The organism is Flavonifractor sp. An306 (assembly GCF_002159455.1).
In the GTDB taxonomy this organism is placed as follows: Bacteria; Bacillota; Clostridia; order Oscillospirales; family Oscillospiraceae; genus Flavonifractor.
In genome coordinates this window covers 87,002-111,013 of the sequence record NZ_NFIQ01000001.1, presented here as the reverse complement: position 1 = coordinate 111,013, position 24,012 = coordinate 87,002, and the positions used below count along the sequence as shown (strand labels likewise).

At 62.8% G+C, this 24,012-nt stretch carries 20 protein-coding genes; 11 read left to right on the top strand and 9 right to left on the bottom strand.

Annotated elements, in window-relative coordinates:
- The first annotated feature begins 12 nt into the window (after positions 1-12).
- Together B5F88_RS00545 and B5F88_RS00540 are read left to right on the top strand one after the other, a co-directional pair.
- The gene (locus B5F88_RS00545; protein WP_087341048.1) at positions 13-1,545 is read left to right on the top strand and encodes an O-antigen ligase family protein; all 1,533 of its coding nucleotides are present in this window, start codon (positions 13-15) and stop codon (positions 1,543-1,545) included.
- Between the two features lie 115 nt (positions 1,546-1,660).
- Entirely contained in the window at positions 1,661-2,107 is a 447-nt protein-coding gene (locus B5F88_RS00540; protein WP_087341047.1) for a hypothetical protein, read from the top strand.
- Positions 2,108-2,146: 39 nt separating this feature from the next.
- On the opposite strand, the gene B5F88_RS00535 is transcribed toward B5F88_RS00540, so the two are convergent.
- A complete protein-coding gene (locus B5F88_RS00535) occupies positions 2,147-3,562 on the bottom strand; it encodes an AAA family ATPase (RefSeq protein ID WP_087341046.1) in 1,416 nt (471 codons plus the stop codon).
- 180 nt (positions 3,563-3,742) lie between these two features.
- Here B5F88_RS00535 and B5F88_RS00530 point away from each other — a divergent pair, with 180 nt between their 5' ends.
- Complete coding sequence (locus B5F88_RS00530) at positions 3,743-4,747, top strand: Ig-like domain-containing protein (RefSeq protein ID WP_087341045.1); 1,005 nt, start codon at positions 3,743-3,745, stop codon at positions 4,745-4,747.
- A 41-nt stretch (positions 4,748-4,788) separates the two neighbouring features.
- On the opposite strand, the gene B5F88_RS00525 is transcribed toward B5F88_RS00530, so the two are convergent.
- The 5 genes from B5F88_RS00525 to B5F88_RS00505 all read right to left on the bottom strand — a co-directional run bounded on the left by B5F88_RS00525 (position 4,789) and on the right by B5F88_RS00505 (position 7,905).
- Positions 4,789-4,980: a hypothetical protein gene (locus B5F88_RS00525; protein ID WP_087341044.1), complete on the bottom strand. Its 192-nt coding sequence runs from the start codon at positions 4,978-4,980 to the stop codon at positions 4,789-4,791.
- 72 nt (positions 4,981-5,052) lie between these two features.
- Entirely contained in the window at positions 5,053-5,400 is a 348-nt protein-coding gene (locus B5F88_RS00520) for a hypothetical protein (protein ID WP_087341043.1), read from the bottom strand.
- 64 nt (positions 5,401-5,464) lie between these two features.
- Positions 5,465-6,250 carry an amino acid ABC transporter ATP-binding protein gene (locus B5F88_RS00515; RefSeq protein ID WP_087341042.1) on the bottom strand — a complete coding sequence of 262 codons (786 nt, stop codon included), beginning with the start codon at positions 6,248-6,250 and terminating at the stop codon, positions 5,465-5,467.
- A 14-nt stretch (positions 6,251-6,264) separates the two neighbouring features.
- Complete coding sequence (locus B5F88_RS00510; RefSeq protein WP_087341041.1) at positions 6,265-6,936, bottom strand: amino acid ABC transporter permease; 672 nt, start codon at positions 6,934-6,936, stop codon at positions 6,265-6,267.
- 102 nt (positions 6,937-7,038) lie between these two features.
- Complete coding sequence (locus tag B5F88_RS00505; protein WP_087341040.1) at positions 7,039-7,905, bottom strand: transporter substrate-binding domain-containing protein; 867 nt, start codon at positions 7,903-7,905, stop codon at positions 7,039-7,041.
- 211 nt (positions 7,906-8,116) lie between these two features.
- On the opposite strand from B5F88_RS00505, the gene B5F88_RS00500 reads away from it, so the two are divergent.
- The 8 genes from B5F88_RS00500 to B5F88_RS00465 all read left to right on the top strand — a co-directional run bounded on the left by B5F88_RS00500 (position 8,117) and on the right by B5F88_RS00465 (position 20,035).
- Complete coding sequence (locus tag B5F88_RS00500) at positions 8,117-9,253, top strand: D-alanyl-D-alanine carboxypeptidase family protein (RefSeq protein ID WP_087341039.1); 1,137 nt, start codon at positions 8,117-8,119, stop codon at positions 9,251-9,253.
- Positions 9,254-9,501: 248 nt separating this feature from the next.
- Positions 9,502-11,694, top strand: a complete 2,193-nt coding sequence (gene glgB / locus B5F88_RS00495) for a 1,4-alpha-glucan branching protein GlgB (RefSeq protein ID WP_087341038.1) — start codon at positions 9,502-9,504, stop codon at positions 11,692-11,694.
- 144 nt (positions 11,695-11,838) lie between these two features.
- Positions 11,839-13,047, top strand: coding sequence for a glucose-1-phosphate adenylyltransferase (locus tag B5F88_RS00490; RefSeq protein WP_087341037.1), 1,209 nt, complete (start codon positions 11,839-11,841; stop codon positions 13,045-13,047).
- Entirely contained in the window at positions 13,044-14,159 is a 1,116-nt protein-coding gene (gene glgD / locus B5F88_RS00485; protein ID WP_087341036.1) for a glucose-1-phosphate adenylyltransferase subunit GlgD, read from the top strand. Before B5F88_RS00490 ends, glgD begins: the two co-directional genes overlap by 4 nt.
- A gap of 75 nt (positions 14,160-14,234) precedes the next feature.
- On the top strand, positions 14,235-15,671 hold the full coding sequence (gene glgA, locus B5F88_RS00480) for a glycogen synthase GlgA (protein WP_087341035.1): 1,437 nt from the start codon (positions 14,235-14,237) through the stop codon (positions 15,669-15,671).
- Positions 15,672-15,784: 113 nt separating this feature from the next.
- Positions 15,785-18,232, top strand: a complete 2,448-nt coding sequence (locus B5F88_RS00475) for a glycogen/starch/alpha-glucan phosphorylase (protein WP_087341034.1) — start codon at positions 15,785-15,787, stop codon at positions 18,230-18,232.
- A gap of 106 nt (positions 18,233-18,338) precedes the next feature.
- Positions 18,339-18,827 (top strand): RNA polymerase sigma factor, encoded by a 489-nt coding sequence (locus B5F88_RS00470; RefSeq protein ID WP_162612083.1) that lies wholly within the window; start codon positions 18,339-18,341, stop codon positions 18,825-18,827.
- Positions 18,824-20,035, top strand: a complete 1,212-nt coding sequence (locus tag B5F88_RS00465; protein ID WP_087341032.1) for a hypothetical protein — start codon at positions 18,824-18,826, stop codon at positions 20,033-20,035. Before B5F88_RS00470 ends, B5F88_RS00465 begins: the two co-directional genes overlap by 4 nt.
- A 70-nt stretch (positions 20,036-20,105) precedes the next feature.
- Here B5F88_RS00465 and B5F88_RS00460 read toward each other — a convergent pair whose 3' ends face one another.
- The 3 genes from B5F88_RS00460 to B5F88_RS00450 form a co-directional block, all read right to left on the bottom strand.
- Positions 20,106-21,992: an S-layer homology domain-containing protein gene (locus tag B5F88_RS00460; protein ID WP_087341031.1), complete on the bottom strand. Its 1,887-nt coding sequence runs from the start codon at positions 21,990-21,992 to the stop codon at positions 20,106-20,108.
- 71 nt (positions 21,993-22,063) lie between these two features.
- The gene (locus B5F88_RS00455; RefSeq protein WP_087341030.1) at positions 22,064-23,278 is read right to left on the bottom strand and encodes an ABC transporter permease; all 1,215 of its coding nucleotides are present in this window, start codon (positions 23,276-23,278) and stop codon (positions 22,064-22,066) included.
- A complete protein-coding gene (locus tag B5F88_RS00450; RefSeq protein WP_087341029.1) occupies positions 23,275-24,012 on the bottom strand; it encodes an ABC transporter ATP-binding protein in 738 nt (245 codons plus the stop codon). The genes B5F88_RS00455 and B5F88_RS00450 overlap by 4 nt, the downstream gene beginning before the upstream one ends.

Sequence of the window (24,012 nt, the reverse complement as noted above, 5' to 3'; positions counted from 1 at the left end):
GGAATTTATACTATGGCAATTACCGAAAGTAGTTACGTTCTGCGGTTCTTCCTGTCCATCTGGCTGGGCCTGAAGGGGGCCGCGGCCAACAGCGGGGTCAACCGCCTCTGCCGGGGACTGGAGCGGGGCGTTTCCCGACTGCTGTCCGGCAGCGTGCTGTGGAACTTCGCCTGGCGGGAGGGGGTCGTGTCCCGTGCCTGGGGGAGCAGCCTGTCCTGCCGGCTGTTTACCGCCATTGTCAACATCCCCTGCGCCATCGTCAAGGTTATCTGGAAGGCGGGGAAACCGGTGTGGGAGGACAGCCTGTTCTGCCGCCTGCTCACCGCCCTGGGAGGCGCCACCTTCTTCTTCCTGGGCCTGTTCATGACCGTGATGCTGATGGCCCCCCACAGCTCCTGGAACAACACCTACGCCCTGATGGGGGCGGTGGCTCTGACGGCGCTGTTCATCGCGGGCAGCGCCTCCCGGCGGCACTACCGTCTGGAGCTGGACACCCTGGGGCCCTATATGAGCATCTATATGGCCTTCATCTGCCTGGCTCTGCTGGGCTCCCTGTCCACCCGCATGTCCATGCGCTTTTTCGCCTTCCACCTGACCAGCTTCCTGCTGGTGCTGGTGGTGGTAAGTGCCGTGCACAAGTACGAGCAGCTCCAGCTGATGGTATCCTTGGCGGTGCTGGGCCTCTCTGTGGCCGCCCTGTATGGCTGTTATCAGGGCTATATCGGGGTGGAGGTGGTACCCTCCCAGCAGGACATGGTGGTCAATGCCGGTATGCCCGGCCGGGTATACTCCTTCTTTGACAACCCCAACAACTTCGCCGAGCAGCTGGAGATGCTGCTGCCTCTGGACCTGGCCCTCTTCCTCAACTGCCGCTGGCGGGGGAAGGTGCTCTCCCTGCTCTCCCTGGTCCTGGGCGTGGTGGCCATCGGCTACACCTACGGCCGGGCCAGCTGGATCGGCCTGGCGCTGGCGGTGGTGGTCTTTGTGGCTCTGCTGGACTGGCGCTGGATCCCGGTGCTGCTGCTGCTGGGTCTGGCCGCCATCCCCTTCCTGCCGGAGACCATCTATAACCGGATCCTCACCATCGGCAATACCCAGGACTCCTCCACCCAGTACCGCTTCACCATCTACGACACCACCGCCAACCTGATGCGGGACTACTGGCACCGGGGGGTTGGCCTGGGCAGCGACATCATGAAAAAGGTGTTCCAGACCTATCCCACCAACTTTGACGGCTCCTACCCCATCCACACCCACAACAACTATTTGCAGATGTGGGGGGAGACGGGCATCTGGGGGATCCTGTCCTTCCTGGGCCTGCTGCTGTGGCAGCTGAAAAAGGGCGTCAAGGCCCTCCGGGCCGCCGATCCCAAGCTGCGCCGGATGCTGGCCGCCGCCATCGGCGCCTTCTGCGGCATCATGGTCATCGGCCTGGCGGAGTACACCTGGTTCTACCCCCGGAACATGTTCACCTATTGGTTCCTGTTCGGCGTGATCGCCGCCTGCGTCAAGCTGGCCAAGGCGGAGCAGCCCGCCCAGGCGTAACGCACAGCAAAAGGCTGCGGACACTTCTGTGTCCGCAGCCTTTATTGTTTTTCAATAAAAATCAATTGACTTTCAATCTCCCCGGTGATAGGATAGCGGTAAAGGAGGTACCGCTATGAAAAAATGGGTATTCTGGTCGGCCATGTGCGCCGTTTCCCTGGTCAACGGGGGCTTTTTCGTTGGCGGCTCCGCCGGCGTGATGGGCCGGGGGATAGCAGGAACCGACAACCAGGCCTCCCTGCTGTTTATTCCCGTTCTCTGGCTCATGGCAATCTGGGTGCTTGCCGCGCTGAACCTGTGCACCCTCCTTGCGGGCATCCGGATGGAAAAGGGCCGCTCCATTCACCCTCTGGAGGTCTTTCACCTGTCCGGCCTCTCCCGGCGCGCAAAGGCGTCCAGAGCCGGGTTTTTCCTGGCCGCCGGGCTGCTCATGCTGTTTGGGTACGCCCTGTTCGCCCCCGACATACTCTGGGCCATCGGCTACGCCCTGTCGGGCGGCCTGCTGCTCCTGTTTTTAAACGCCTGGATCAGGGCCTTCGCACAGCGCGCCGCCTATCAATAACGGCAAACATAAACCCCCGCCGGAGCGGCGGGGGTTTTGTCATGCCTGGGGGCTCTCCTGCAGGTCGGCCTCGGTGAGGGCCATGAGGGCCTCCTTGTCCGGCTGCTCCAGGGCGGCCACCCGGTCGGCCTGCCGGGCCACCGCCCGCTCGAACAGGTTGCGCACGTCCCGGGCGTTGCCAAAGTTCTCGTCCCGGTTCTCGTACAGGCCGTGGAGGAGCCTGGCGGCGCAGGCCTGTCCGCTCTCGTCCAGGGTGTAGCCGTTCTTCTCGCACATGGAGCGGAAAATCTCCATCAGCTGGTCCCCGGTATAGTCCTCAAAGTAGAAATACTTGTTGAAGCGGCTCTCCAGGCCGGGGTTGGCGTGGATAAACCGGTCCATCAGCTCGGTGTATCCCGCCACGATCACCACCAGGTCCGCCCGGTGGTCCTCCATGCCCTTAAGCAGGGTCTCGATGGCCTCCCGGCCGAAGTCGTTGGGGTTGTCCTGGTTGGCCAGGGCATAGGCCTCGTCGATGAACAGCACGCCTCCCAGGGCCTTCTGGACCGCCTCGCCGGTCTTGATGGCAGTCTGGCCCACAAACCCGGCCACCAGGCCGGAGCGGTCCACCTCCACCAGCTGCCCCTTGGACAGCACCCCCATGGCCTTGTAGATCTGGGCCAGCAGCCGGGCCACGGTGGTCTTGCCGGTGCCCGGATTGCCCATAAAGACCAGGTGGAGGCTCATGGGGGGCACGGGCAGTCCGTGTTCCTGCCGGAGCTTGCGCACCTTCACCAGGTTGATGAGGCTCTTGACGTCGGCCTTGACCTTCTCCAGGCCGCACAGGCCGTCCAGCTGCTCCAGCAGCTCCTCCAGGGTGGGAGCCGGCTCCTCCTCCGCCTGGGGGGCCTCCTGGGGCTTCTCCGCCGTCTCCGGCTGGGCGGGCTGGGGCCGCTGGGTGACGAAATCCCCCACGTCCAGCGGGGACCGCTCCCCCTTCAGCCCGTCCTTGTCGCACAGGGCGGAGAGGGCGTCGGCGCAGGAATTGACGAACCCTGCCTCCGCCTCCCCCACCTGGTCGTCCACCGCCGCGAAGAGCAGCAGCATCAGGGTGGTCAGGTCGATGAACCGCCGGGCCAGGCCGGTGCCAGATATTTTGTCGCAGGCCCGCATCCGGGCAAAGAACTCCGGCGGCTTGAAGCCGGGGTACTCCAGCACCGCCGACGACAGCTCCCAGAACAGGATCGTGGGGGCCGGGTTGCCCTTGGCGTAAATGGCGTTGTAGTATTCCACATGCCGGGGGGTCACGGCCGCACCGTCCCGCTGCCACACCCCCAGGGCGCAGGCCCGGAAGAACACGTCGGCCTGCTGGGTAAACTTCACCCGCAGGGCGGGGTCGGCAATCTGCCGCCGGAAGGCGGACACCCCCTCGCTGTATTGTCTGTGTACCTCCGCGGCGCTGATGGAGCTTTTCATGCCGCCACACCTCCGTTTTTACTCTGCTGTGCCGTATTATATCCCATTGCCGCCGGTAACGCAAGGCGGGCTGAAGTTGACATAAATATTAAAAAACCTTTACATTTTGTTCCCCGCCGTTGACGGATGGCAGGCAGTCGTTGTAAAATGGTCTCAGAATGTCGATCGGAGGGATTTCCCATGGCATCCAGAAGAAACAAGGGCGACCAGCCCAAAATGATCCACTGTCCATACTGCGGGGAGGACTACTCCTCTACATATAAGCATTGCCCCTTTTGCGATGAGATAGAACAGAACTACGATGAGGACGGCGACTATGAGGAGGAGGCCGCTCCTGCCCGGGGCGGCAAGCGGTTAGTCACCAATACCCGTGGCGGCGGCTATGGCGGCAGCCCGTCTCCGCTGCGGATTGTAGGCATTGTCATCTCCCTGGGCCTGATTGTGGCGGCGGTGATCATCGTCCTCACCATCATCATGCCCCTGGTGAGCAAGGGCCATACCGAGCCCGGCTCCTCCGTCCCGCCGGAGAGCTCCGCCCCGGTGGTGGAGTCCGAGACCCCCGGCCCGGAGGATTCCGCCGCTCCGGTGGAGCCCTCGGTCCAGCCTTCGGCCCAGCCCAGCCCTGACAATACCCTGCCAGCGGGTCAGACCGCCACCGGCTTTACCCTGGACAAGACGGAGTTCTCCTTCTCCGACCGCTACCCCGACCCCATCACCATCCGCGTGACCTTTGTGCCCGCCGGCTCCACCGGCACCATCACCTGGACCAGCAGCGACCCGTCCATCGTCTCGGTGGATGAAAACGGCAAGGTGAGCCACGGCTCCAAGCGGGGCAGCGCCACCATCACCGCCTCCATGCCCGGCGCCGCCGACCAGACCGTGCTGGTCTACAACCAGGTCACCAGCGGCACCTCCAGCAGCAGCTCGGGCAGTTCCGGCGGCTCCACCAGCTCGGGCAGCCTGTCTCTGAACAAGACCGACTTCACCTTCTCCGCCAAGGACAACCCCTCGGTACAGATGAAGGTGATAGGCACCTCCTCCACCCCCACCTGGAGTATCGGCGACACCTCGGTGGCCACCATCTCCGCCGACGGCGTGGTGAAGCCGGTGGGCTCCGGACACACCACCATCACCTGTACGGTGGACGGGCAGACCCTGACGTGTATCGTCCGCTGTTCCTTCTGAGAAGAAAAAAAAGAACCGGCCTCTGAGAGGCCGGTTCTTTTTCATACAAACTCATAGTCGGCGAATTTGTCCTCGCCCTGCTTGTTGTCCTTGGTCTCCCCCACAAAGGTGCCCATCACCTTGCAGTCGGGACACATGCCGAAGTTTTCATCAGAGGCAAATTCCAGCTCATAGCGGAATTTCTTTCCGCATTTCGGGCATTCATAGAAGAAATAATAGGTTCCCCAGGTCATGGCCGCAGCGCCGCCTTTCTCCTTTATTTGGCAGTCACCATCATAGCACGTTCCCCCGCCTCTGACAAGCACTTACCCGGCGGTATCCTCCTGGGCCTGCCTGGCCTGCCGGAGGGCGTCCCTGGCCTGGATGGTCTCGGCCAGGGTTCTGGCCGGCCGGGCGTTGATCCGCTCCTGCCAGCTCAGGGCCCAGGCCCGCAGCTCCTCCAGCCCCTCCTCGGTCAGGGGGAAGGAGACGGTCTCCTCCACCGTGCTGTCGGCCAGACTCCAGGGCCCCTCCCACACCTGGGCCTTCAGGCTGGTCCACACGTCCTCCTCCTTCACCGGGTCCACCCGGTAGCGCATCCGGCCGCCGCTGGCCGTCCAGAAATTCCCGTTCTCAAAGTGGGAGAGCACGGGCAAAAACAGTTCCTGCTCCATGTATTCCGTTCCTTCCTCGTTCAAAAAAGCGTGGTATCTATGATACCACGCTTTTGATCTCTTTTCAATTCTCCGCGTAGCGGGACAAAAACTGCCGGGTGCGCTCCTCCCGGGGATTCTCAATGACCTGCCGGGCCTCGCCCTGCTCCACGATAACCCCCTCGTCCATAAAGATCACCTGGTCGGCCACATCCCGGGCGAAGGCCATCTCGTGGGTGACGATGATCATGGTGGTCTTTTGCTCAGCCAGGGAGCGGATCACCTTCAGCACCTCCCCGGTGAGCTCCGGGTCCAGGGCGGAGGTGGGCTCGTCAAAGCACAGGATATCGGGCTTCAATGCCAGGGCCCGGGCGATGGCCACCCGCTGCTGCTGGCCGCCGGAGAGCTGGCAGGGGAAGTGATTGGCCCGGTCGCTGAGGCCCATTTTCCGCAGCAGCTCCCGCCCCTCGGCCTGGATCTCCTCCAAAATGGCCTTTTTGTTCTGCTTGAAGTCGGGCCGCTCCTGGCTCAAAAGCTCCTTGGCCAGGGTGACGTTTTTCAGGGCGGTGTACTGGGGAAACAGGTTGAAGGACTGGAACACCATACCGAAGTGGAGCCTCTTTTTGCGCACCTCGCTCTCCCGCTGGGTGGCGGGGTCGGCGGCGTCGAAGATCACCTTGCCAGCCACGGAAATTTTCCCCTGGTTGGGGGTCTCCAGAAAGTTGAGGCACCGCAGCAGGGTGGTCTTGCCGGAGCCGGAGGAGCCGATAATGGCCAGGGCCTGTCCCTGCTCCAGGGAGAAGCTGATATCCTCCAGCACCCGGGTGGCGCCGAAATGCTTTTCAATGTTCTGAACTTCCAAAATCGCCATCTCAGCACCTTCTTTCAGCGGAAGTAGTCCAGCTTTTTCTCCACCCAGCCGAAGAGCAGGGTGAGGGCCCCGTTGAACACCAGATAGTACACGCCGGTGAAGAACAGGGGCCACAGCAGGCCGGAGTAGCCGTGGGAGCCCTTCAGGAAGGAGTAGCCCGCCCAGATGATCTCCTGCATGGAGATGATGCGGGCGATGGAGGTGTCCTTCACCAGGGTGATGATCTCGTTGGACATGGGGGGCACAATGCGCTTGACCATCTGCAGCAGGGTGACATGGAAGAAGATCTGGCTGCGGGTCATGCCCAGCACCTGCCCCGCCTCCTGCTGGCCCACCGGCACGCCCTGGATGCCGCCCCGGTAGATCTCGGAGAAGTAGCAGGCGTAGTTGATGATGAAGGCCACGGCGGAGGCCAGGAACCGGCCCGCCTCGCCGCTGGGCCAGGGGCTGCCGCCGGGGAGCACGTAGCCGGGTATGTAGAAGATGATGATGAGCTGGAGCATCAGCGGGGTGCCCCGGATGATCCACACCACCGTTTTGGTCAGCCAGCGCAGGGGCGGAAAGGAGCTCATGGAGCCAAAGGAGACCACCAGCCCCAGGGGGACGGCGCCGATCAGCGTGACCGCGAACAGCTTCAATGTCTGGAGAAAGCCCTCGTTCAGGGCCCCGATGACCGTGAGAAACATAGGCGGAACCTACCTTCAGTCAGAGTGTTTCAAGTGGGTAAAACCGGCCAAAAGCAGAGAACGTCTCCGCTCTCTGCTTTTGGGACTTGTGAGAAATCCGTCTTACTCCTGGGGGATGAGGGCGGCCTGGATGCCGTAGGTCTCGGCCAGGGCGGTCATGGTACCGTCGGCGTAGCTGTCCACAAAGAACTGGTTCAGCTTCTCCACCAGGTCGGAGCCCTTCCGGAAGCCCACGCCGTACTCCTCGCTGTTGAGCTGGATGGTGTAGATCAGGTCGGCGTAGCTGGTGCCCTCGCCCACCATGGCCCCCGCCATCAGGGAGTCGATGATGGCGGCGTCGGCGGTACCGGAGCTGACCTCCAGCACGGCGGTGGCCTGATCCAGCACCTCGGTGTAGCTGAAGCCGTTGGCCTCCGCCTGGGCCTGACCGGCGGAGCCGGACTCCACGGCGAAGTTCAGGCCGCTCATGCTGGCGGCGTCGGGGTAGTCCTCAGCCAGATCGGCGGGGAGCACCACCACCTGGGCGTTGTTGCAGTAGGCGTTGGAGCAGGACATGGCGGAGGTGACCTCGTCGGTGAGGGTCATGCCGTTCCACACCACGTCGATGGTCTTGCCGTCCAGCTCCATTACCTTGTTGTCCCAGTCGATAACCTGGAACTGGACCTCCACCCCCAGGCTCTCGGCAAAGGCCTTGGCCATGTCGGCGTCAAAGCCGATCCAGTTGCCGTCGGCATCCCGGTAGTCCATGGGATCAAACTCAGTGATGCCCACCACCAGGGTGCCCTTGTCCTGGACATAGGCCAGGTCGCTCTCGGCGGCGGGGGTGTTGGACTCTGCAGCGGGGGCGGGGCTCTCGTTGTTGCCTCCGGCAGGGGTCTCGGCGTTGCCGCCGGTGGTGCCGTTGCCGCAGGCGGCCAGGGTAAACGTCAGGCCCAGCGCAAGGGCCAGAGCAGTCAACTTCCGTTTCATGTACATTCCTCCAAACCAGTGATGTCTTGGTTGCTTTCGTATGTTACCACACTAAAGCATCATTGTAAAGGGGAATTTAAAATTTTCTCCGCCCCTGCTCTGGTTTTGCACGGCGTGGCAGAAAAATTTACCCCCGTCAAAATCTGTATAGAACCGGGGCGGATTCCATATCCTGTGAAGCAGAATTCAGGAGCATTGGAGGCTTGAAACAATGAAAAAACTGGCCGCGGCCCTGCTGGCCGCCCTGCTGCTGGCCGTCCCCGCCCGGGCCGCCTCCGCCGCCCCCACGGTGGACGCCGGGGCGGCGGTGCTGATGGAGAAGGAGACGGGTACGGTGCTGTGCGAGCAGAACGCCCACGACAAGCTGGAACCCGCCAGCGTCACCAAGGTCATGACCCTGCTGCTGGTGATGGAGGCCATTGACAGCGGCAGCCTGTCTACCGACGACGTGGTGACGGTGTCCGCCTACGCCGCCTCCATGGGCGGCTCCCAGGTCTATTTAAAGGAAGGGGAGCAGATGAGTGTCCACGACCTGCTGAAGGCGGTGACGGTGGCCTCGGGCAACGACGCCTCGGTGGCTCTGGCCGAGCACCTGGCGGGCAGCGAGGAGGCCTTTGTGGAGCGGATGAACCAGCGGGCGGCGGAGCTGGGCATGGCGGACACCTGCTTTGTCAACTGCACCGGCCTGCCGGCGGCGGGCCACCTCACCTCCGCCTATGACATCGCCCTGATGAGCCGGGAGCTGATCCTCAACCACCCCGCCATCCGGGAGTATACCACCATCTGGATGGACACCCTCCGCAACGGCCAGTTCCAGCTGGCCAACACCAACAAGCTCATCCGGTTTTACGAAGGGGCCACCGGCCTGAAAACCGGCTCCACCGACTCCGCCGGGTACTGCCTGTCCGCCACGGCGGAGCGGGACGGGATGGAGCTCATCGCGGTGATCCTGAAATCCCCCACCAAGGACACCCGCACCGCGGCGGCCACCTCCCTGCTGAACTACGGCTTTTCCAACTACACCCTGATGGACGTCTACCCCTCCCAGGCTCTGCCGCCGGTGGACGTGCTGCTGGGGGAGTCCGACACGGTGCAGCCCATTTTGTCCACATCCAGCCGGATCCTGGTGGAAAAGTCCATGGTCAATCAGGTCACCACCCAGGTGAGCCTGTGTGAAAATGTGGAGGCCCCGGTGGAGGCCGGGCAGAAGCTGGGCGAGATGGCGGTCTACCAGGGGGAGGAGCTGGTGCAGACCATCCCCATCGTGGCCGACCAGGCCGTGGAGCGGCTCAACTTCCCCGGCATCTTTGCCCGCCTGCTCCGCACCCTCTTTATGGCTCAGTCCTGAGCCTGTCCCGCAGCCGGAGACGGAACCCCCGTCTCCGGCTGCTGCCGTTCCAGCCGCGTACGGCTTTTCCTGATTCATGAAATTTTACGGGTTCTTTCCCACACGCATCTTGACTATCCCGGTATATCGTTGTATAATTTCTACAAATAAGTTCCGATTTATTTGGACCTTATTTATGACCAATGACAAGATTCTTTGGTTTACAGTCCCTTTGTTTGGGGATTTTTACCAACAAGGAGTGGATACCTATGACTTTATCTGCCGCCGATCCCGCCTTGACCGCCTTTTCCAAGGGTCAGAGCGTGCGGGCCCAGGAATTTCTGGGCTCCCACCCCGCCGTTGTGGACGGTCAGGCCGGCTGGACCTTCCGGGTGTGGGCTCCTCACGCCCAGTTCGTGGCGGTGATGGGGGACTTTAACGGCTGGAACGACTCCGACCACCCCATGCGCCCGCTGGAGGGCGGTGTCTGGGAGGCATTTTTGCCCGGCCTGCAGCAATATGATAATTATAAGTACGCCGTCCACACCAGGGACGGCCGGGTGCTGGCCAAGTCCGACCCCTACGCCTTCCACGCCGAGACCCGCCCCGGCACCGCCTCCAAGCTGTACGACCTCTCCGGCTACCAATGGGGGGATCAGGGCTGGATGGACTACCGGAAGGGCAACCCCATTTATCAAAAACCGCTGAATATTTATGAAGTACATTTGGGTTCCTGGCGGCGCACCGCCGACGACCAGATGCTCTCCTACCGGGATATCGGCAAATATCTGGTACCCTACGTGAAAGAGATGGGCTTCACCCATGTGGAGCTGCTCCCCGTCACCGAGCATCCCCTGGACGACTCCTGGGGCTATCAGTGTACCGGCTATTTCGCCGCTACCAGCCGGTTCGGCACCCCCCACGACTTTATGTGGCTGGTGGACCAGCTCCATCAGGCGGGCATCGGCGTGATCCTGGACTGGGTACCCGCCCACTTCCCCAAGGATGCCTTCGGCCTGTACGAATTTGACGGAGAGCCCTGCTATGAGTATGCCGACCCCCGGAAGGGGGAGCACGCTGACTGGGGCACCCGGGTATTCGACTACGCCCGCAATGAGGTGCGCTCCTTCCTGTTCTCCTCCGCGCTGTTCTGGCTGGAGCAGTACCACGTGGACGGCCTGCGGGTGGACGCGGTGGCCTCCATGCTCTATCTGGACTACGGCCGGCAGGGGGGCCAGTGGACCCCCAACGTGTTCGGCGGCCATGAGAATCTGGAGGCGGTTGACTTCCTCCAGCAGCTCAACGGCCACATCTTTATGGCCCACCCCGACGTGATGATGATCGCCGAGGAGTCCACCGCCTGGCCCCGGGTGTCCCATCCGGTGGGAGAGGGCGGTCTGGAGGGCGGCCTGGGCTTCAACCTGAAGTGGAACATGGGCTGGATGAACGACATCCTCCACTATATCAAGCTGGACCCCTATTTCCGGCAGTTCAACCATAAGGACATCACCTTCTCGCTGATGTACGCCTTCTCGGAAAACTTCGTGCTCCCCCTGTCCCACGACGAGGTGGTGCATATGAAGGGCTCCCTCATCAACAAGATGCCGGGGACCAACGAGGAGAAATTCGCCGGCGTGCGGGTGTTCTACACCTATATGCTGGCCCATCCCGGCAAGAAGCTGCTGATGATGGGTACGGAGTTCGGCCAGTGGAACGAGTGGCACTTTGAGCACTCGCTGGACTGGCATCTGCTGGACCCGGAGGCGGAGTGGGCCAAACCCCACCGCCAGCTGCAGCAGTTCTTCAAGCAGGCCAACGCCCTCTATCTGGCCCACCCCGAGCTGTGGGAGCTGGACTTCTCCTGGGAGGGGTTCGAGTGGATCGAGGCCAACGACAACCAGGCCAACACCGTGGCCTTCCTGCGGAAGGACGCCAAGGGCGACGCGCTGGTGATCGTGTGCAACTTCTCCCCGGTGGACCGCACCGGCTACACCGTAGGGGTGCCGGTGCCCGGCGCCTATACCTGTATCTTCTCCACCGACGACCCCGCCTTTGGCGGCAAGGGCCTGGGCGACACCCAACCGGTGAAGAGCCAGTACAACGAGAGCCAGGGCAAGGAGCAGTCCATTACCCTGAAGCTGCCCGCCATGAGCGCCGCCATCTACCGCTGTACCCGCAAGTTCCCCGCCCGCCGCAAAAAGGCCGAGGGGACCAAGACCACCAAAAAGGCGGCCAAGCCCGCGGCAAAGGCCAAGGCCTCCGCGCCCGCAGTGAAGGAGAAGGCTCCCGCCCCCGCCGTCAAGAAGAAAGCCTCCACGCCTGCGGTCAAGGAAAAGGCTCCTGCCCCTGCGGTGAAGGAGAAAGCCTCCGCACCCGCAGTCAAGGAGAAAACTGCCGCACCGCAGAAAAAAGCAGAAAAAAAAGAGCGCAACAGAGAAAAAAGGGAAATAAGCTCCACCTGAGAGCCGGAAGGAGAGGAAACGACCGCAGGCGGTTGGCATGTGCGGCGCTTTCCGGCCATTCTTGCAGCCACCCAGAATCATCCATCGTCTGGTATGGTTCCTTCATGTTATAGTAAGATCCAGTTCAATGACTGAGGTGATAGAATGAAAAAGGAATGTGTCGCCATGTTGCTGGCAGGAGGACAGGGCAGCCGTCTGCACGCCCTCACCAGCCATGTGGCCAAGCCCGCGGTCCCCTTCGGGGGAAAATACCGCATCATTGATTTTCCCCTGTCCAACTGTATCAACTCCGGCATCGACACGGTGGGCGTGCTGACCCAGTACCGCCCCATGGAACTCAACGCCTACATTGGCAACGGCGAGCCCTGGGATCTGGACCGCTCCTACGGCGGCGTTCATATTCTGCCCCCTTATATGCGGGAGGGCGAGAAGGGCACCTGGTACAAGGGAACCGCCAACGCCATTTATCAGAATATCAACTTCCTGGAGACCTACGATCCGGAGTATGTGCTGATCCTGTCCGGCGACCACGTGTACAAGATGGACTATGCCCAGATGCTCCGCCGCCACAAGGAGGTGGGCGCGGCCTGCACCATCGCGGTGCTGGAGGTTCCCATGGAGGAGGCCTCCCGCTTCGGCATCATGAACGTGGATGAAAACGACGATATCTACGAGTTTGAGGAGAAGCCCAAAAAGCCCAAGAGCAACCTGGCCTCCATGGGCATCTACATCTTCACCTGGAAGAAGCTGCGGGAGTACCTGATCGCCGATGAAGAGGACGAAAAGAGCGCCAACGACTTCGGCAAGAACATCATTCCCGCCATGCTGAACGCCGGCGAGAAGATGACCGCCTACCGCTTCCAGGGCTATTGGAAGGACGTGGGCACCATCGACTCCCTGTGGGACGCCAACATGGATATGCTCTCTCCCGACAACGGCATCGACCTGTACGATTCCGAGTGGCCCATCTTCGCCCGCACTCCCACCAAGCCCCCCCACTTCATGGGCAAAAACGCCAAGGTGGACCACTCCATGGTCACCGGCGGCTGCGAGGTGTACGGCACGGTGGAGAACTCGGTGCTCTTCCACTCGGTCATTGTGGAGGAGGGCGCGGTGGTGCGCTACTCCATCCTGATGCCGGGCACCGTGGTCAAGTCGGGCGCGGTGGTGGAGTACGCCATCGTGGCCGAGCAGAGCGTCATCGGGGAACGGGCCCGGGTAGGGGCCTCCCCCGACGGCGGCGAGGACTGGGGGGTAGCCGTGGTGGCCCAGCACCTCACCATCGGCGCCGACGCAGTGGTCTCCCCCAAGGCCATGATCACTCGTAACGTGAAAGGAGGTGGGGTGAAATGATGAACAAGCTGCACGGCATCATCTTCTCCTACCTTTCCAACCCCGACCTGCGGGAGCTGACCCACAACCGGAACACCTGCTCCATCCCCTACGGCGGCCGGTACCGGGTCATTGACTTCATGCTCTCCAGTATGGTCAACGCGGGCATCTGCGACGTGGGCATGATCGTCCACGCCAACTATCAGTCCCTGCTGGACCACGTGGGCTCCGGCAAGGACTGGGACCTCTCCCGCAAGCACGGCGGCCTGCGCATCCTGCCCCCCTTCGGCTACTCCGGCAAGCGGGAGGGCGTCTACCGGGGCCGCATGGACGCCCTGGCCGGGGTGCGCTCCTATCTGCAGAACATCCGGCAGGACTATGTGGTGCTGGCCGGCGGCGACGTGGCGGTGAACCTGCCCCTGGCGGACATCTTTGAGACCCATATCCGCAACGACGCCGATATCACCGCCGTGTGTACCACCCGGCCTATGGGCGACCCCAAGGAGTCGGACTACTTCTCCATCGGCAGCGGCGGGCGGATCACCGACGTGTCGGTTCACCCCTCCATCGCCCAGGGCTGCGAGTCTCTGGAGGTCTACATCCTCTCCAAGGCTCTGCTGCTCTCCCTGGTGGACCACTGCGCCGCCCACAACATCCCCTCCTTCAGCATGGGGGTGCTCCAGGCCATGTCCGGCCAGCTGAAGATCTGCCCCTATGTGTACGACGGCTATGCCGCCCGGCTGCAGTCGGTGGCGGGCTATTTCGCCCGCAGCATGGAGCTGCTGGACCCGGATATCCGCAGCCAGCTCTTCGTGCCCGACCGGCCCATCCGCACCAAGGACCGCTCCGACCCGTCCACCTACTACGGTCCCGACTCCAGGTCGGTGAACTCTCTGGTGGCCGACGGCTGTATCATTGAGGGCGAGGTGGAGAACTCCATTCTGTTCCGGGGCGTCCGGGTGGAAAAGGGCGCCCGGGTGTCGGGCTGCGTGCTGATGCAGGGCACCACCATCCAGGCCGGCGCGGTGCTCAAGTACGCCATCACCGACAAGAACGTCCGGGTCAATCCCGGCCGGATGCTGATGGGTCACAGCACCTATCCTCTGGCCATCGCCAAAAACGAAATCGTGTAAATCCCGTGGCGGGCCGGCCTGCGCGCCGGCCCGTCCGTCCTGTGCCAACAGATTGATTTGGATTGGAGAAGGTTTATGAATATTTTGTTTGCCACCTCAGAATGCGCCCCCTTCATCAAGACCGGAGGCCTGGCGGACGTGTCGGGCGCTCTGCCCAAGGCCCTGGCAAAGCTGGGCCATGACGTCCGGGTGATCCTGCCTCTATACGAGGGAATTGACCCGCAGTGGCGCAGCCAGATGACCTTTCTGCAGTGCTTCCACATCACCGTGGCCTGGCGCACCCCCTACTGCGGCATTTTTGAGCTGAAGCGGGACGGCGTGACCTACTGGTTTGTGGACAACGAGTACTACTTCAAGCGCTCGGCCATTTACGGCCACTATGACGACGGGGAGCGGTTCGCCTACTTCTCCCGGGCGGTGGTGGAGGCGGTGGGCTACCTGGACTGGCAGCCCGACGTGCTCCACTGCAACGACTGGCAGACCGCCCTGGTGCCCATCTACCTGCTGGAGGAGCGCCACCGCATCCCCCAGCTGGCCGAGACCAAGAGCGTGTTCACCATCCACAACATCGAATATCAGGGCCGCTACGGCAGCCAGACGCTGAAGGACCTGTTCGGCCTGAACGCCGGCTACTTCAACGAGCATATGCTGGAGTACCACGGGGATGTGAACCTGATGAAGGGGGCCATCTACGCCGCCGACTATGTGACCACCGTGTCTCCTACTTACGCCGACGAGCTGCAGTACAGCTTCTACGCCCACGGGTTGGAGGGGGTCATCTCCGACAACCGCCACAAGCTCAAGGGGATCCTCAACGGCATCGACACCGAGCTCTACGATCCCTGGACGGACAAGGGCCTGACCAAGCTCTTCTCCTGGCGGCAGATGGCGGGCAAAAAGGCCTGCAAGGCCGCCCTGCAGCAGATGTGCGGCCTGCGGGAAAACCCCGATACCCCCATCATCGCCTGTGTCTCCCGGCTGGTGAAGCACAAGGGCTTTGATCTGGTCACCGCCGCCATCCACGACATCATGGGCATGGACGCCCAGATGATCGTGCTGGGCACCGGCGAATGGAACTATGAGGAGTCCTTCCGCCAGGCCCAGAACCAGTATCCCGGCCGGTTCGCCGCCCACTTGATGTACTCCCCCAACCTGTCCACCGCCATCTACGGCGGCGCGGATATCTTCCTCATGCCCTCCATTTCGGAGCCCTGCGGCCTGAGCCAGATGATCGCCATGCGCTACGGCACCATCCCCGTGGTGCGGGAGACCGGCGGCCTGCGGGATTCGGTGCTCCCCTACAACAAATATACCGGCGAGGGCACCGGCTTCTCCTTCGCCAACATCAACGCCCACGAGATGACCGGGGTGTTGGCCGAGGCGGTCAGCCTCTACCACGACGACAAGAAGGCGTGGAAGGGCCTGCAGAAGAACGCCATGACCACCGATTTCTCCTGGGACAAATCCGCCGGGGAGTATTGCCAGATTTACAGCTGGGTAACGGGCAAGTAAAGTTTGCCGTCCTTCCCTTGACAAAGATAACAGGGCTGTGATAAAATTCCGCTCCGCAGGGGGATTTTGCCCCCTGCGGGGCACTTATTCTGCCTTTCTTACAAGAATAGGAGATGTCTGCATTGCACAACTATACCAAGAAAGAGCTGATGACCCTCATTACCGGCAAGCTGCGCCGCAACTTCGGCCGGGATGTGGAGGAGGCCACCAGCCTGCATATGTTCAAAGCCTGCGCCATGGTGCTGCGGGATATCATGTCCGAGCGTCAGATGAAAACCGCCGACGAGGTGGCGGAAAAGCACCAGCGCCAGGTCCACTACCTGTCTCTGGAGTTTCTCATGGGCCGGTCCCTGATGAAGAACGCCTACAACCTGGGCGTGCTGGAGCAGCTGAAGGGCGCCATTGAGGCCCTGGGCTTCTCCGCCCCCGACCTGTTCGAGACCGAGCCGGACGCCGGCCTGGGCAACGGCGGCCTGGGCCGCCTGGCCGCCTGCTATCTGGACTCCATGACTACCCTGGAGATCCCCGCCACCGGCTACTCCATCTGCTACGAGCTGGGCATTTTCAAGCAGAAGATCGTGGACGGCCAGCAGGTGGAGCTGCCCGACAACTGGCTGGGCCTGGGGGACGCCTGGCTGATCCCCAAGATGGACGAGGTGGAGGAGGTCCACTTCGGCGGCAAGGTGGAGGACGAGTGGGATAACCAGGGCCGCCACCGGGTGAAGCACACTGGCTACGACACGGTTCTGGCGGTGCCCAAGGACATGGAGATCTCCGGCTACCACACCGAGCATGGCAACCTGCTGCGGCTGTGGGACGCCAAGAGCCCCACCCCGGTGGACATGAACCTGTTCTCCTCCGGCCAGTACCTGCGGGCGGTGGAGCAGCAGGCCATGGCGGAGTCCATCTCCAAGGTGCTCTACCCCGAGGATAACCACTACGAGGGCAAATCCCTGCGTCTTAAGCAGCAGTACTTCTTCGTCTCCGCCACCATCCAGTCCATCGTGCGCAAGCACCGGGCGGAGTACGGCACCCTGCGCAACTTCCACCTGAAGCACGTCATCCAGATCAACGACACCCACCCCACCCTGGCCATCCCCGAGCTGATGCGGATCCTGCTGGACGAGGAGGGCTACGGCTGGGAGGAGGCCTGGTATATCACCACCCACACCGTCGCCTACACCAACCACACCGTCATGGCCGAGGCCCTGGAGCGCTGGCCCCAGCAGCTCATCGAGTCCCTGCTGCCCCGGATCTGGCAGATCCTCATTGAGATCTCCAACCGGTACCAGGACGCGCTCACCGCCTACTTCCACGGCGACCTGTCCAAGGTGGCCCCCATGGCCATCATCTGGGGCGGCGAGGTGCGCATGGCCAACCTGTGCGTGTGCGCCTGCTTCAAGGTCAACGGCGTGTCCGCCCTCCACTCCGACATTCTCAAGCACGACGTATTCCACGACGCCTATACCCGCACCCCCGATAAGTTCACCAACGTGACCAACGGCATCGACCACCGCCGCTGGCTGGCGGAGAGCAACCCCAAGCTGGACGCCCTGATCCAGGAGTGCTGCGGCAAGGACAAATACCTGCTCCAGCCCGAGGCGCTGAAAAACCTGGAGAAATTCCAGGACGACGCCGGGGTGCTGTCCCGCCTGGGTCAGATCAAGGCGGAGAACAAGAAAGCCTTCGCCGCCTGGGTGCAGCGGGAGAGCGGCATCGTGCTCAACACTGACGCCATCTTCGACGTACAGGTGAAGCGGCTGCATGAGTACAAGCGGCAGCTGCTGAACGTACTGCACATCATCTACCTGTACCAGCACATGAAGAACGACCCCCACTTTGACTTCGCCCCCCGCACCTACCTGTTCGGCGCCAAGGCGGCCCCCGGCTACGCGGTGGCCAAGCGGATCATCCGGCTCATCAACTCGGTGTCCGACATGATCGCCAAGGACCCCGCCTGCAAGGACCGGCTCCAGGTGGTCTTTTTGGAGAACTACCGGGTGAGCCTAGCGGAGAAGCTGATGCCTGCCAGCGAGCTCAGCGAGCAGATCTCCACCGCCGGCAAGGAGGCCAGCGGCACCGGCAACATGAAGTTCATGATGAACGGCGCGGTGACCATCGGCACTCTGGACGGCGCCAACGTGGAGATGCACCAGGTTCTGGGGGATGAGAACATCTTCCTGTTTGGCCTGAAGGCCCATGAGGTGGCCGAGCTGAAGCAGAAGGGCTACAAGTCCTATGAGTACTATGTCCACAATCCCGACCTGCGCTCCGTGGTAGACCAGCTCAACGTGGGCTTCGGCGACGGGGTGGCCTATGACGACATCGCCCGCCGGCTGCTCTTCGGCGACGGCGGCGCCGCCGACGAGTATCTGCTGCTGGCCGACTTCGAGAGCTATCGGGACGCCCATGTCCGGGCGGGCCTGGCCTATCAGGACCCCAAGGCCTGGAACAAGATGTCCCTGCTGAACATCGCCCGGTCCGGCATCTTTGCCGCCGACCGCTCCATCCGGGACTATGCCAAGGATATCTGGAACGTCCCCGTGCGGGAGATCAAGTAAACAGAACCCAAAAAGCGGGCGGCCTGAAAGCCGCCCGCTTTTTTTATCCCTGCCTGCAATCATTTCCCCTCCTCCGGCGCTTTCTTTCCAGAAGGGAGTGAATGGTATGCCCAGTCTCAACGGAGTCCCCCTCTCCTGCGAGGAGATCCTGGACCGCTACGGCCCTCTGGTCTACCGCATGGCCATCCAGGGCACCGGCAGCGTGGCCGACGGGGAGGATGTGGCCCAGGAGGTGTTTGTCAGCCTCATCCAGAGCGACCCCGCCTTTACCGACGACACCCACCTGCGAGCCTGGCTGATCCGGGCCACCGCCAACCGCTGCAAGAGCTGGGGCCGGTCTTTCTGGCGAAAGCGCACCGTCCCCCTGGAGCTGAACCAGGCTGCCGCCCCGCCGCCCCCGGAAAACCTGGACGTGCTGGAGGCGGTGGCCGCCCTGCCCGCCAAATACCGCTGGCCGGTGTATCTGCACTACATCGAGGGCTACACCGCCGCCGAAATCGGCCAGCTGCTGGGCTGCCCCCGGAACACAGTGCTCTCCCGGCTGAGCCGGGCCAGAGAAAAGCTGAAGGCTGCGCTGAAGGAGGAATGGACATGAACAGCCACGAGCGCTATTGCAATACGCTGAGGGGCCTGACCCCCTCCCACGCCTGGCGGAACGCCACGCTGGAGGCCATGAAAGCCGCCCAGGGGAACAAGGTCCGCCTGCGCCGCCGGCCCCTGGCCTATACCGCGGCGGCGGCAGTCCTGGCCCTGGCGGTGTCGGGTGGGATCTGGTGGTCCGGCCGGATGGCGGCCGACCCCGACGGTCCCGGCACGGCCCACACCCCCCAGCCGGTAACCACCTCTGAGCCGGCGATCACCCCGGACCCGGAGATTACGCCCACCCCTGAGCCTCCGGATAGCCAGAATGAGAGCTTCTCCATTGTCACCGACCCCAGCCAGCTTATGGGGAACAACCCCGCCGCCGGACAGCTAGAGGAGCTGACCCGGCTGCCGGTGTATGAAAATCCCATTCCCACGGAAGAGGATCAACGGACGCTGCTGGACCAGTGGGCGGAGGTGCTGGGCCTCACTGTGGCCAAAACCGATTGGTATCCCGCCCAGGGGGAGGATACCATGGGCCGGGAGCCCACTCTGGAGGCAGAATGTACCGACGGCACCTGGCTTTCCCTCCACGGGCTGAACTTCCTCTCTGTATACAATTCCCCCGACCAAACCCGGCTGGAGGAAGCCGCCCTGGCCTATCTGGGGAAATCCGGGTTTGAGCCCACCCAGGAAAGCAGGGAAACCTTTGCGTATACCTCGGAGAAAGACGCCATCCAGGTCACCTGGCTGAAGGATCCCGACGCCTCCCTGGCAGAGCAGCTCTATTCTTACAGCTTCCAGCGCATCGAAAATACCTACGGCTCCCGTCTGACCATCTGCCTGCCCCCCACCACCGGCGGGGCGGACTATCCCCTCCGCCCGGCGGAGGACGCCGTGGCCTCCTTCCGGGCAAGGGACTACTGGGGCAGCGACTACACGGCCTATCCCGAGCAGGCGGAGATCCTGCAGGTCACCCTGGAATACGATGTAAGCCAGGGTCAGCCCTACCTTCAGCCGGTATACCGCATTCTGTTTACCCAGAAGTACTGGGATACAATCATCGCCAGCCGGATGGACGACGGGGTGGACACCTCCGCCTTCACAGGGGTGGGCGTGGCCTATGTCCCTGCCATAGAACCGGAATATCAGGAGGAAGTCCCCTACCGGCGGTACTTCAACGACGGTCTGGCCCACTTCGCTCCGGAGGATTTCTCCTGAGGCAGCACAGAAAAAGCGCCGCGGAACATTCACATGTTCCGCGGCGCCTCTGTTTTTCTCTGTCCGGCTCTTACTGGGCCCGGGCCACGATCACCCGGATGCAGCCGCCCTCGCTGGCCGGCTTGTCGTACCAGCCGGTGAGGACATAGCCTCCGTTGGAGACCCGGGATAGGTTGGAGAGCATATAGGTGCCGTTCACCAGCTCATACACCGCCACATGCTCGGACAGGGCGTACTGCTGGTTGTCGGTACCCAAAGCCACGCTGCCGGTAATGCCGCTGAGCTTGCGCTCGGTCAGGTTGTACAGCCGCTCAGCCTGGGTATCGCTGCTCATCTTCGCCTGGCAGGGGCCCACCTCCAGACCGTATGCCGTGCTGGGATTACTGAAGGTAAATTTCTGGCCGCCCACATCGTAGGTGTAGGAGGAGCTGAGGGTCACGTCCCCGTTGGGCAGAATGGTCTCCTGCTCGTCGGACACGGTGATGACGCCATACTGATGGATGTCCCCGGTGGCGTCGTTGAGGATCAGATGGCTAATCTCCCCCTGGGCGTTGAGTACATAATAGCGCACCATATTATCGGTCATATTCACGCCCGCCAGCCGCTGGGGGTAGATCTGGATGGGGGTACACTGCTCATAGGTGTCGATGATCTGCACGTCGTCGGCCAGCGGATACCGCCCCAGCATGGTGGCGTCGCTGTTTACCTTGCCGGTAAGCTGGATACCGGCCAGCCGGGTAATGATGGGCTGGCTGCCCAGCTCCACCCGCACCAGCTGACCCTCGGTCAGATTCCGGTCGGTGGTCTGGTAGCGGTAGCTGCCGCCGTTGGTGGCGTAGACGGTGATGGTGCGGGAGCTATAGCTCTCCCCGTTCCCGTCGTCGTAGGAGGTGATCTCCGCCTTGGTGATCACGCCGTAGAGAACGCCGCCGGCCACGTCCGCCTCGTCCACCGCCGCCACGCCGCCGGAGCGGCCCAGCAGCAGAGTCACGGTGTCTCCGATCTGATAATTCCCCAGGTCGGACAGGGCGTAAGCGGCTTCGGTGGTCTCCACCGCATAGGTCTTGCCCGCCACCGTGACGGAGGTGGGGGCGGTGATGGAGGGAGATGCAGCCTCATAGGTACCGGTGACCTTGTCGCTGTAAGCCCACACGGTGCGCATGGAGTCCGACCAGTACACCACATCCCGGTCCTGCACGGCCTCCAGGCTGGCGGTCTTGCCGTCCCGGTAAACGGTGGCGTTGGACAGGTTAAAGGGCACCTGGCTCTGCCAGCCGCTCCCCGCCACCACCGGGCCCTCCATGGCGGAGTTGACCAGGGCCACCCGGTCCAGCTCTCCGGCGGCATTCACCAGGTTGAGGGTGGGCTCCAGCACGTTGAGGTAGTAAGTACCCGCCTTGTTTTTGGTCAGCAGCAGGTTGTAGAAGAGGTACATGGCGTCCCGGCGGGTCATCTGCCCGTCCTGTCCCAGGGAGATCCCCTCGTTGAGCTTCAGGGCCCGGTACTGGGCCATCTGGCCGGAGGGCCACACACCGGTAAATTCGCTGTCCTCATATCCCAGCAGCCGCAGCACCACCGTCACGCTCTCGGCCAGGGTGATGGTGCGGTCGGGGTTGAAGTAGCCCCGCAGGTCCCCTTCCACCAGGCCCATGTCCACCGCCGCCTTGATGTAGGGGGCGGCCCAGTGGTTCTGAGGCACGTCGGGGTAGGGCTTTACCGCCACCGTGTCCCCCACGGTGTCCCGGCTGGTGGAGGCGGCCACCGCCAGCTTGGTGAACTCCGCCCGGGTGATGGTGCGCTCCAGGGCCAGGTCTCCGTTCTGGTCCCCCACCATGATGTCCAGCGCCGCCAGGACCCGGGCAACCTCCTCTTCCGCCGGGGCGGCGGCCAGGGCGGCGGGGGCCAGCCCCAGCAGCAGCACCACCGCCAGCAGACCGGATAACAGTCGTTGTTTCATCTTTTTTCTCCTTCTCACGGAAACTGAAAGCCTTCATCTTTATACTATACCAACCGCGCCCATCCCGCAAGTCAATCATACCGCAGTGCGTCGATGGGGTTGAACTTGGCGGCCTTGTTGGCGGGCAGGTAGCCGAACAGGATGCCGATGCCCACGCTGACGCCGAAGGACACGGCGATACCCCCGGCTGTGGGGACGGCGGCAAAGCCATCCGCGCCGCTGACCAGGGCGCTGGCCAGGGCGGTAAACAGGTTGGCCAGCAGCACCCCCAGGGCGATGCCGATGACGCCGCCGATGGCGGAGGTGGTGCCCGCCTCGATGATAAACTGGCTGCGGATATCCTTGCCTTTGGCGCCCAGGGACTTGCGAATGCCGATCTCCCGGGTGCGCTCGGTGACGGAGACCAGCATGATATTCATGATGCCGATGCCGCCCACCACCAGGGAGATGGCGGCGATGATCACCAGGATGGTCATGAGCACGCCCAGCATGGAGTCCATCATCTCCATCATCTCGGACATGGTCATCACCATATAGGACCCTTCATCCTGATAGACGCGGTAGAGCATCCGCTCAATAACGCCCTTGGCGGCGGAGGAGGTGTCCTGGCTGGTGCTGGTGACCAGATAGGCCTGCATGCCGCCGCTGCTCATCTGGCCGGCCAGCCCGTAGGGCAGATAGACCACGTCGTCCCCGCTGCCCTCGGTGGAGTCGGCCTTTTGATCCAGCACGCCGATGACGGTATAGGGGATGCCGCCGATGGTGAGGGTCTGGCCCAGGCCCTTGCCCTGGAACATGTCCTGGTTCAGATAGTTGCCGATGACGCACACCTTCTGTTCCCGCTCCACGTCCACATAGCTGAGGAAGCGGCCCTCTTTCAGCTTTTCTCCGTTGACGGTCTGGTTCTTCTCGGCGTTGTACAGGGTCTCGCTGACGCCGTAGACGCTGGTGTGCTTATACTCGTCGGTGCCGTGGCGCACGGCGGCGGAGGCGCTGAGATAGGGGGAGACGGAGTCCAGATACTGGGGATATTTCTCCACCAGCTGATAGAAGTCCTCCGGCTCCACATCCCGGTTGTTGCCGCTGGGGTAGACGTAGACCTGGATGAGGTTGACGCCCACCTGCTCGAACTGGGCGTTCATGTACTGCTGCATGCCGTTGCCCAGGGAGACGATGATGATGACCGCCGCCACGCCGATGATAATGCCCAGCATGGTGAGCAGGGCCCGCATTTTGCTGGTCATCAGGCTTTTGATGGCCATGCGGAAGGACTGGCCCATTTTCATACGTCCACCTCCTCCCCCTCCTCCTCGGGCTGGACCACCGCCTGGGGATCATGGGCGTCCCCGTCGTAGATGATCCTGCCGTCCTGGAGGCGGACGATGCGCTTGGCCTTCACGGCGATGGAATTGTCATGGGTGATGAGCACCACCGTGTCCCCCTCGGCGTTGAGCTTCTGGAGGAAGGCCAGCACCTCCCGGCCGGTGCGGGAGTCCAGGGCGCCGGTGGGCTCGTCGGCCAGGATCACCGACGGCTCGCCCGCCAGGGCCCGGGCGATGGACACCCGCTGCTGCTGGCCGCCGGAGAGCTGGCTGGGCAGGTTTTTGCACTTATCCGCCAGGCCCACCCGCTCCAGGGCGGCCATGGCCCGCTCCCGCCGCCGGCCGGCGGACACCCCGGCATAGAGCAGGGGGAGCTCCACATTCTCCAGCACGTTGAGCTTGGGAATCAGATTGTACTGCTGGAAGATAAAGCCCAGCATCTTGTTGCGCACCTCGGCCTGCTGGTCGTCGTCCATGGTGGACACGTCCACGCCCCCCAGGCGGTAAATGCCGGAGGTGGGCACATCCAGGCAGCCGATGATGTTCATGGCGGTGGACTTGCCCGAGCCGGACTGGCCCACGATGGCCACAAACTCCCCCTGGTCCACCGTCAGGGAGACGCCGTCCAGGGCGTGGACCGCCTCGTCCCCCATCTGGTAAATCTTATATACGTCCTTGAGTTCAATGAGATGTCCCAT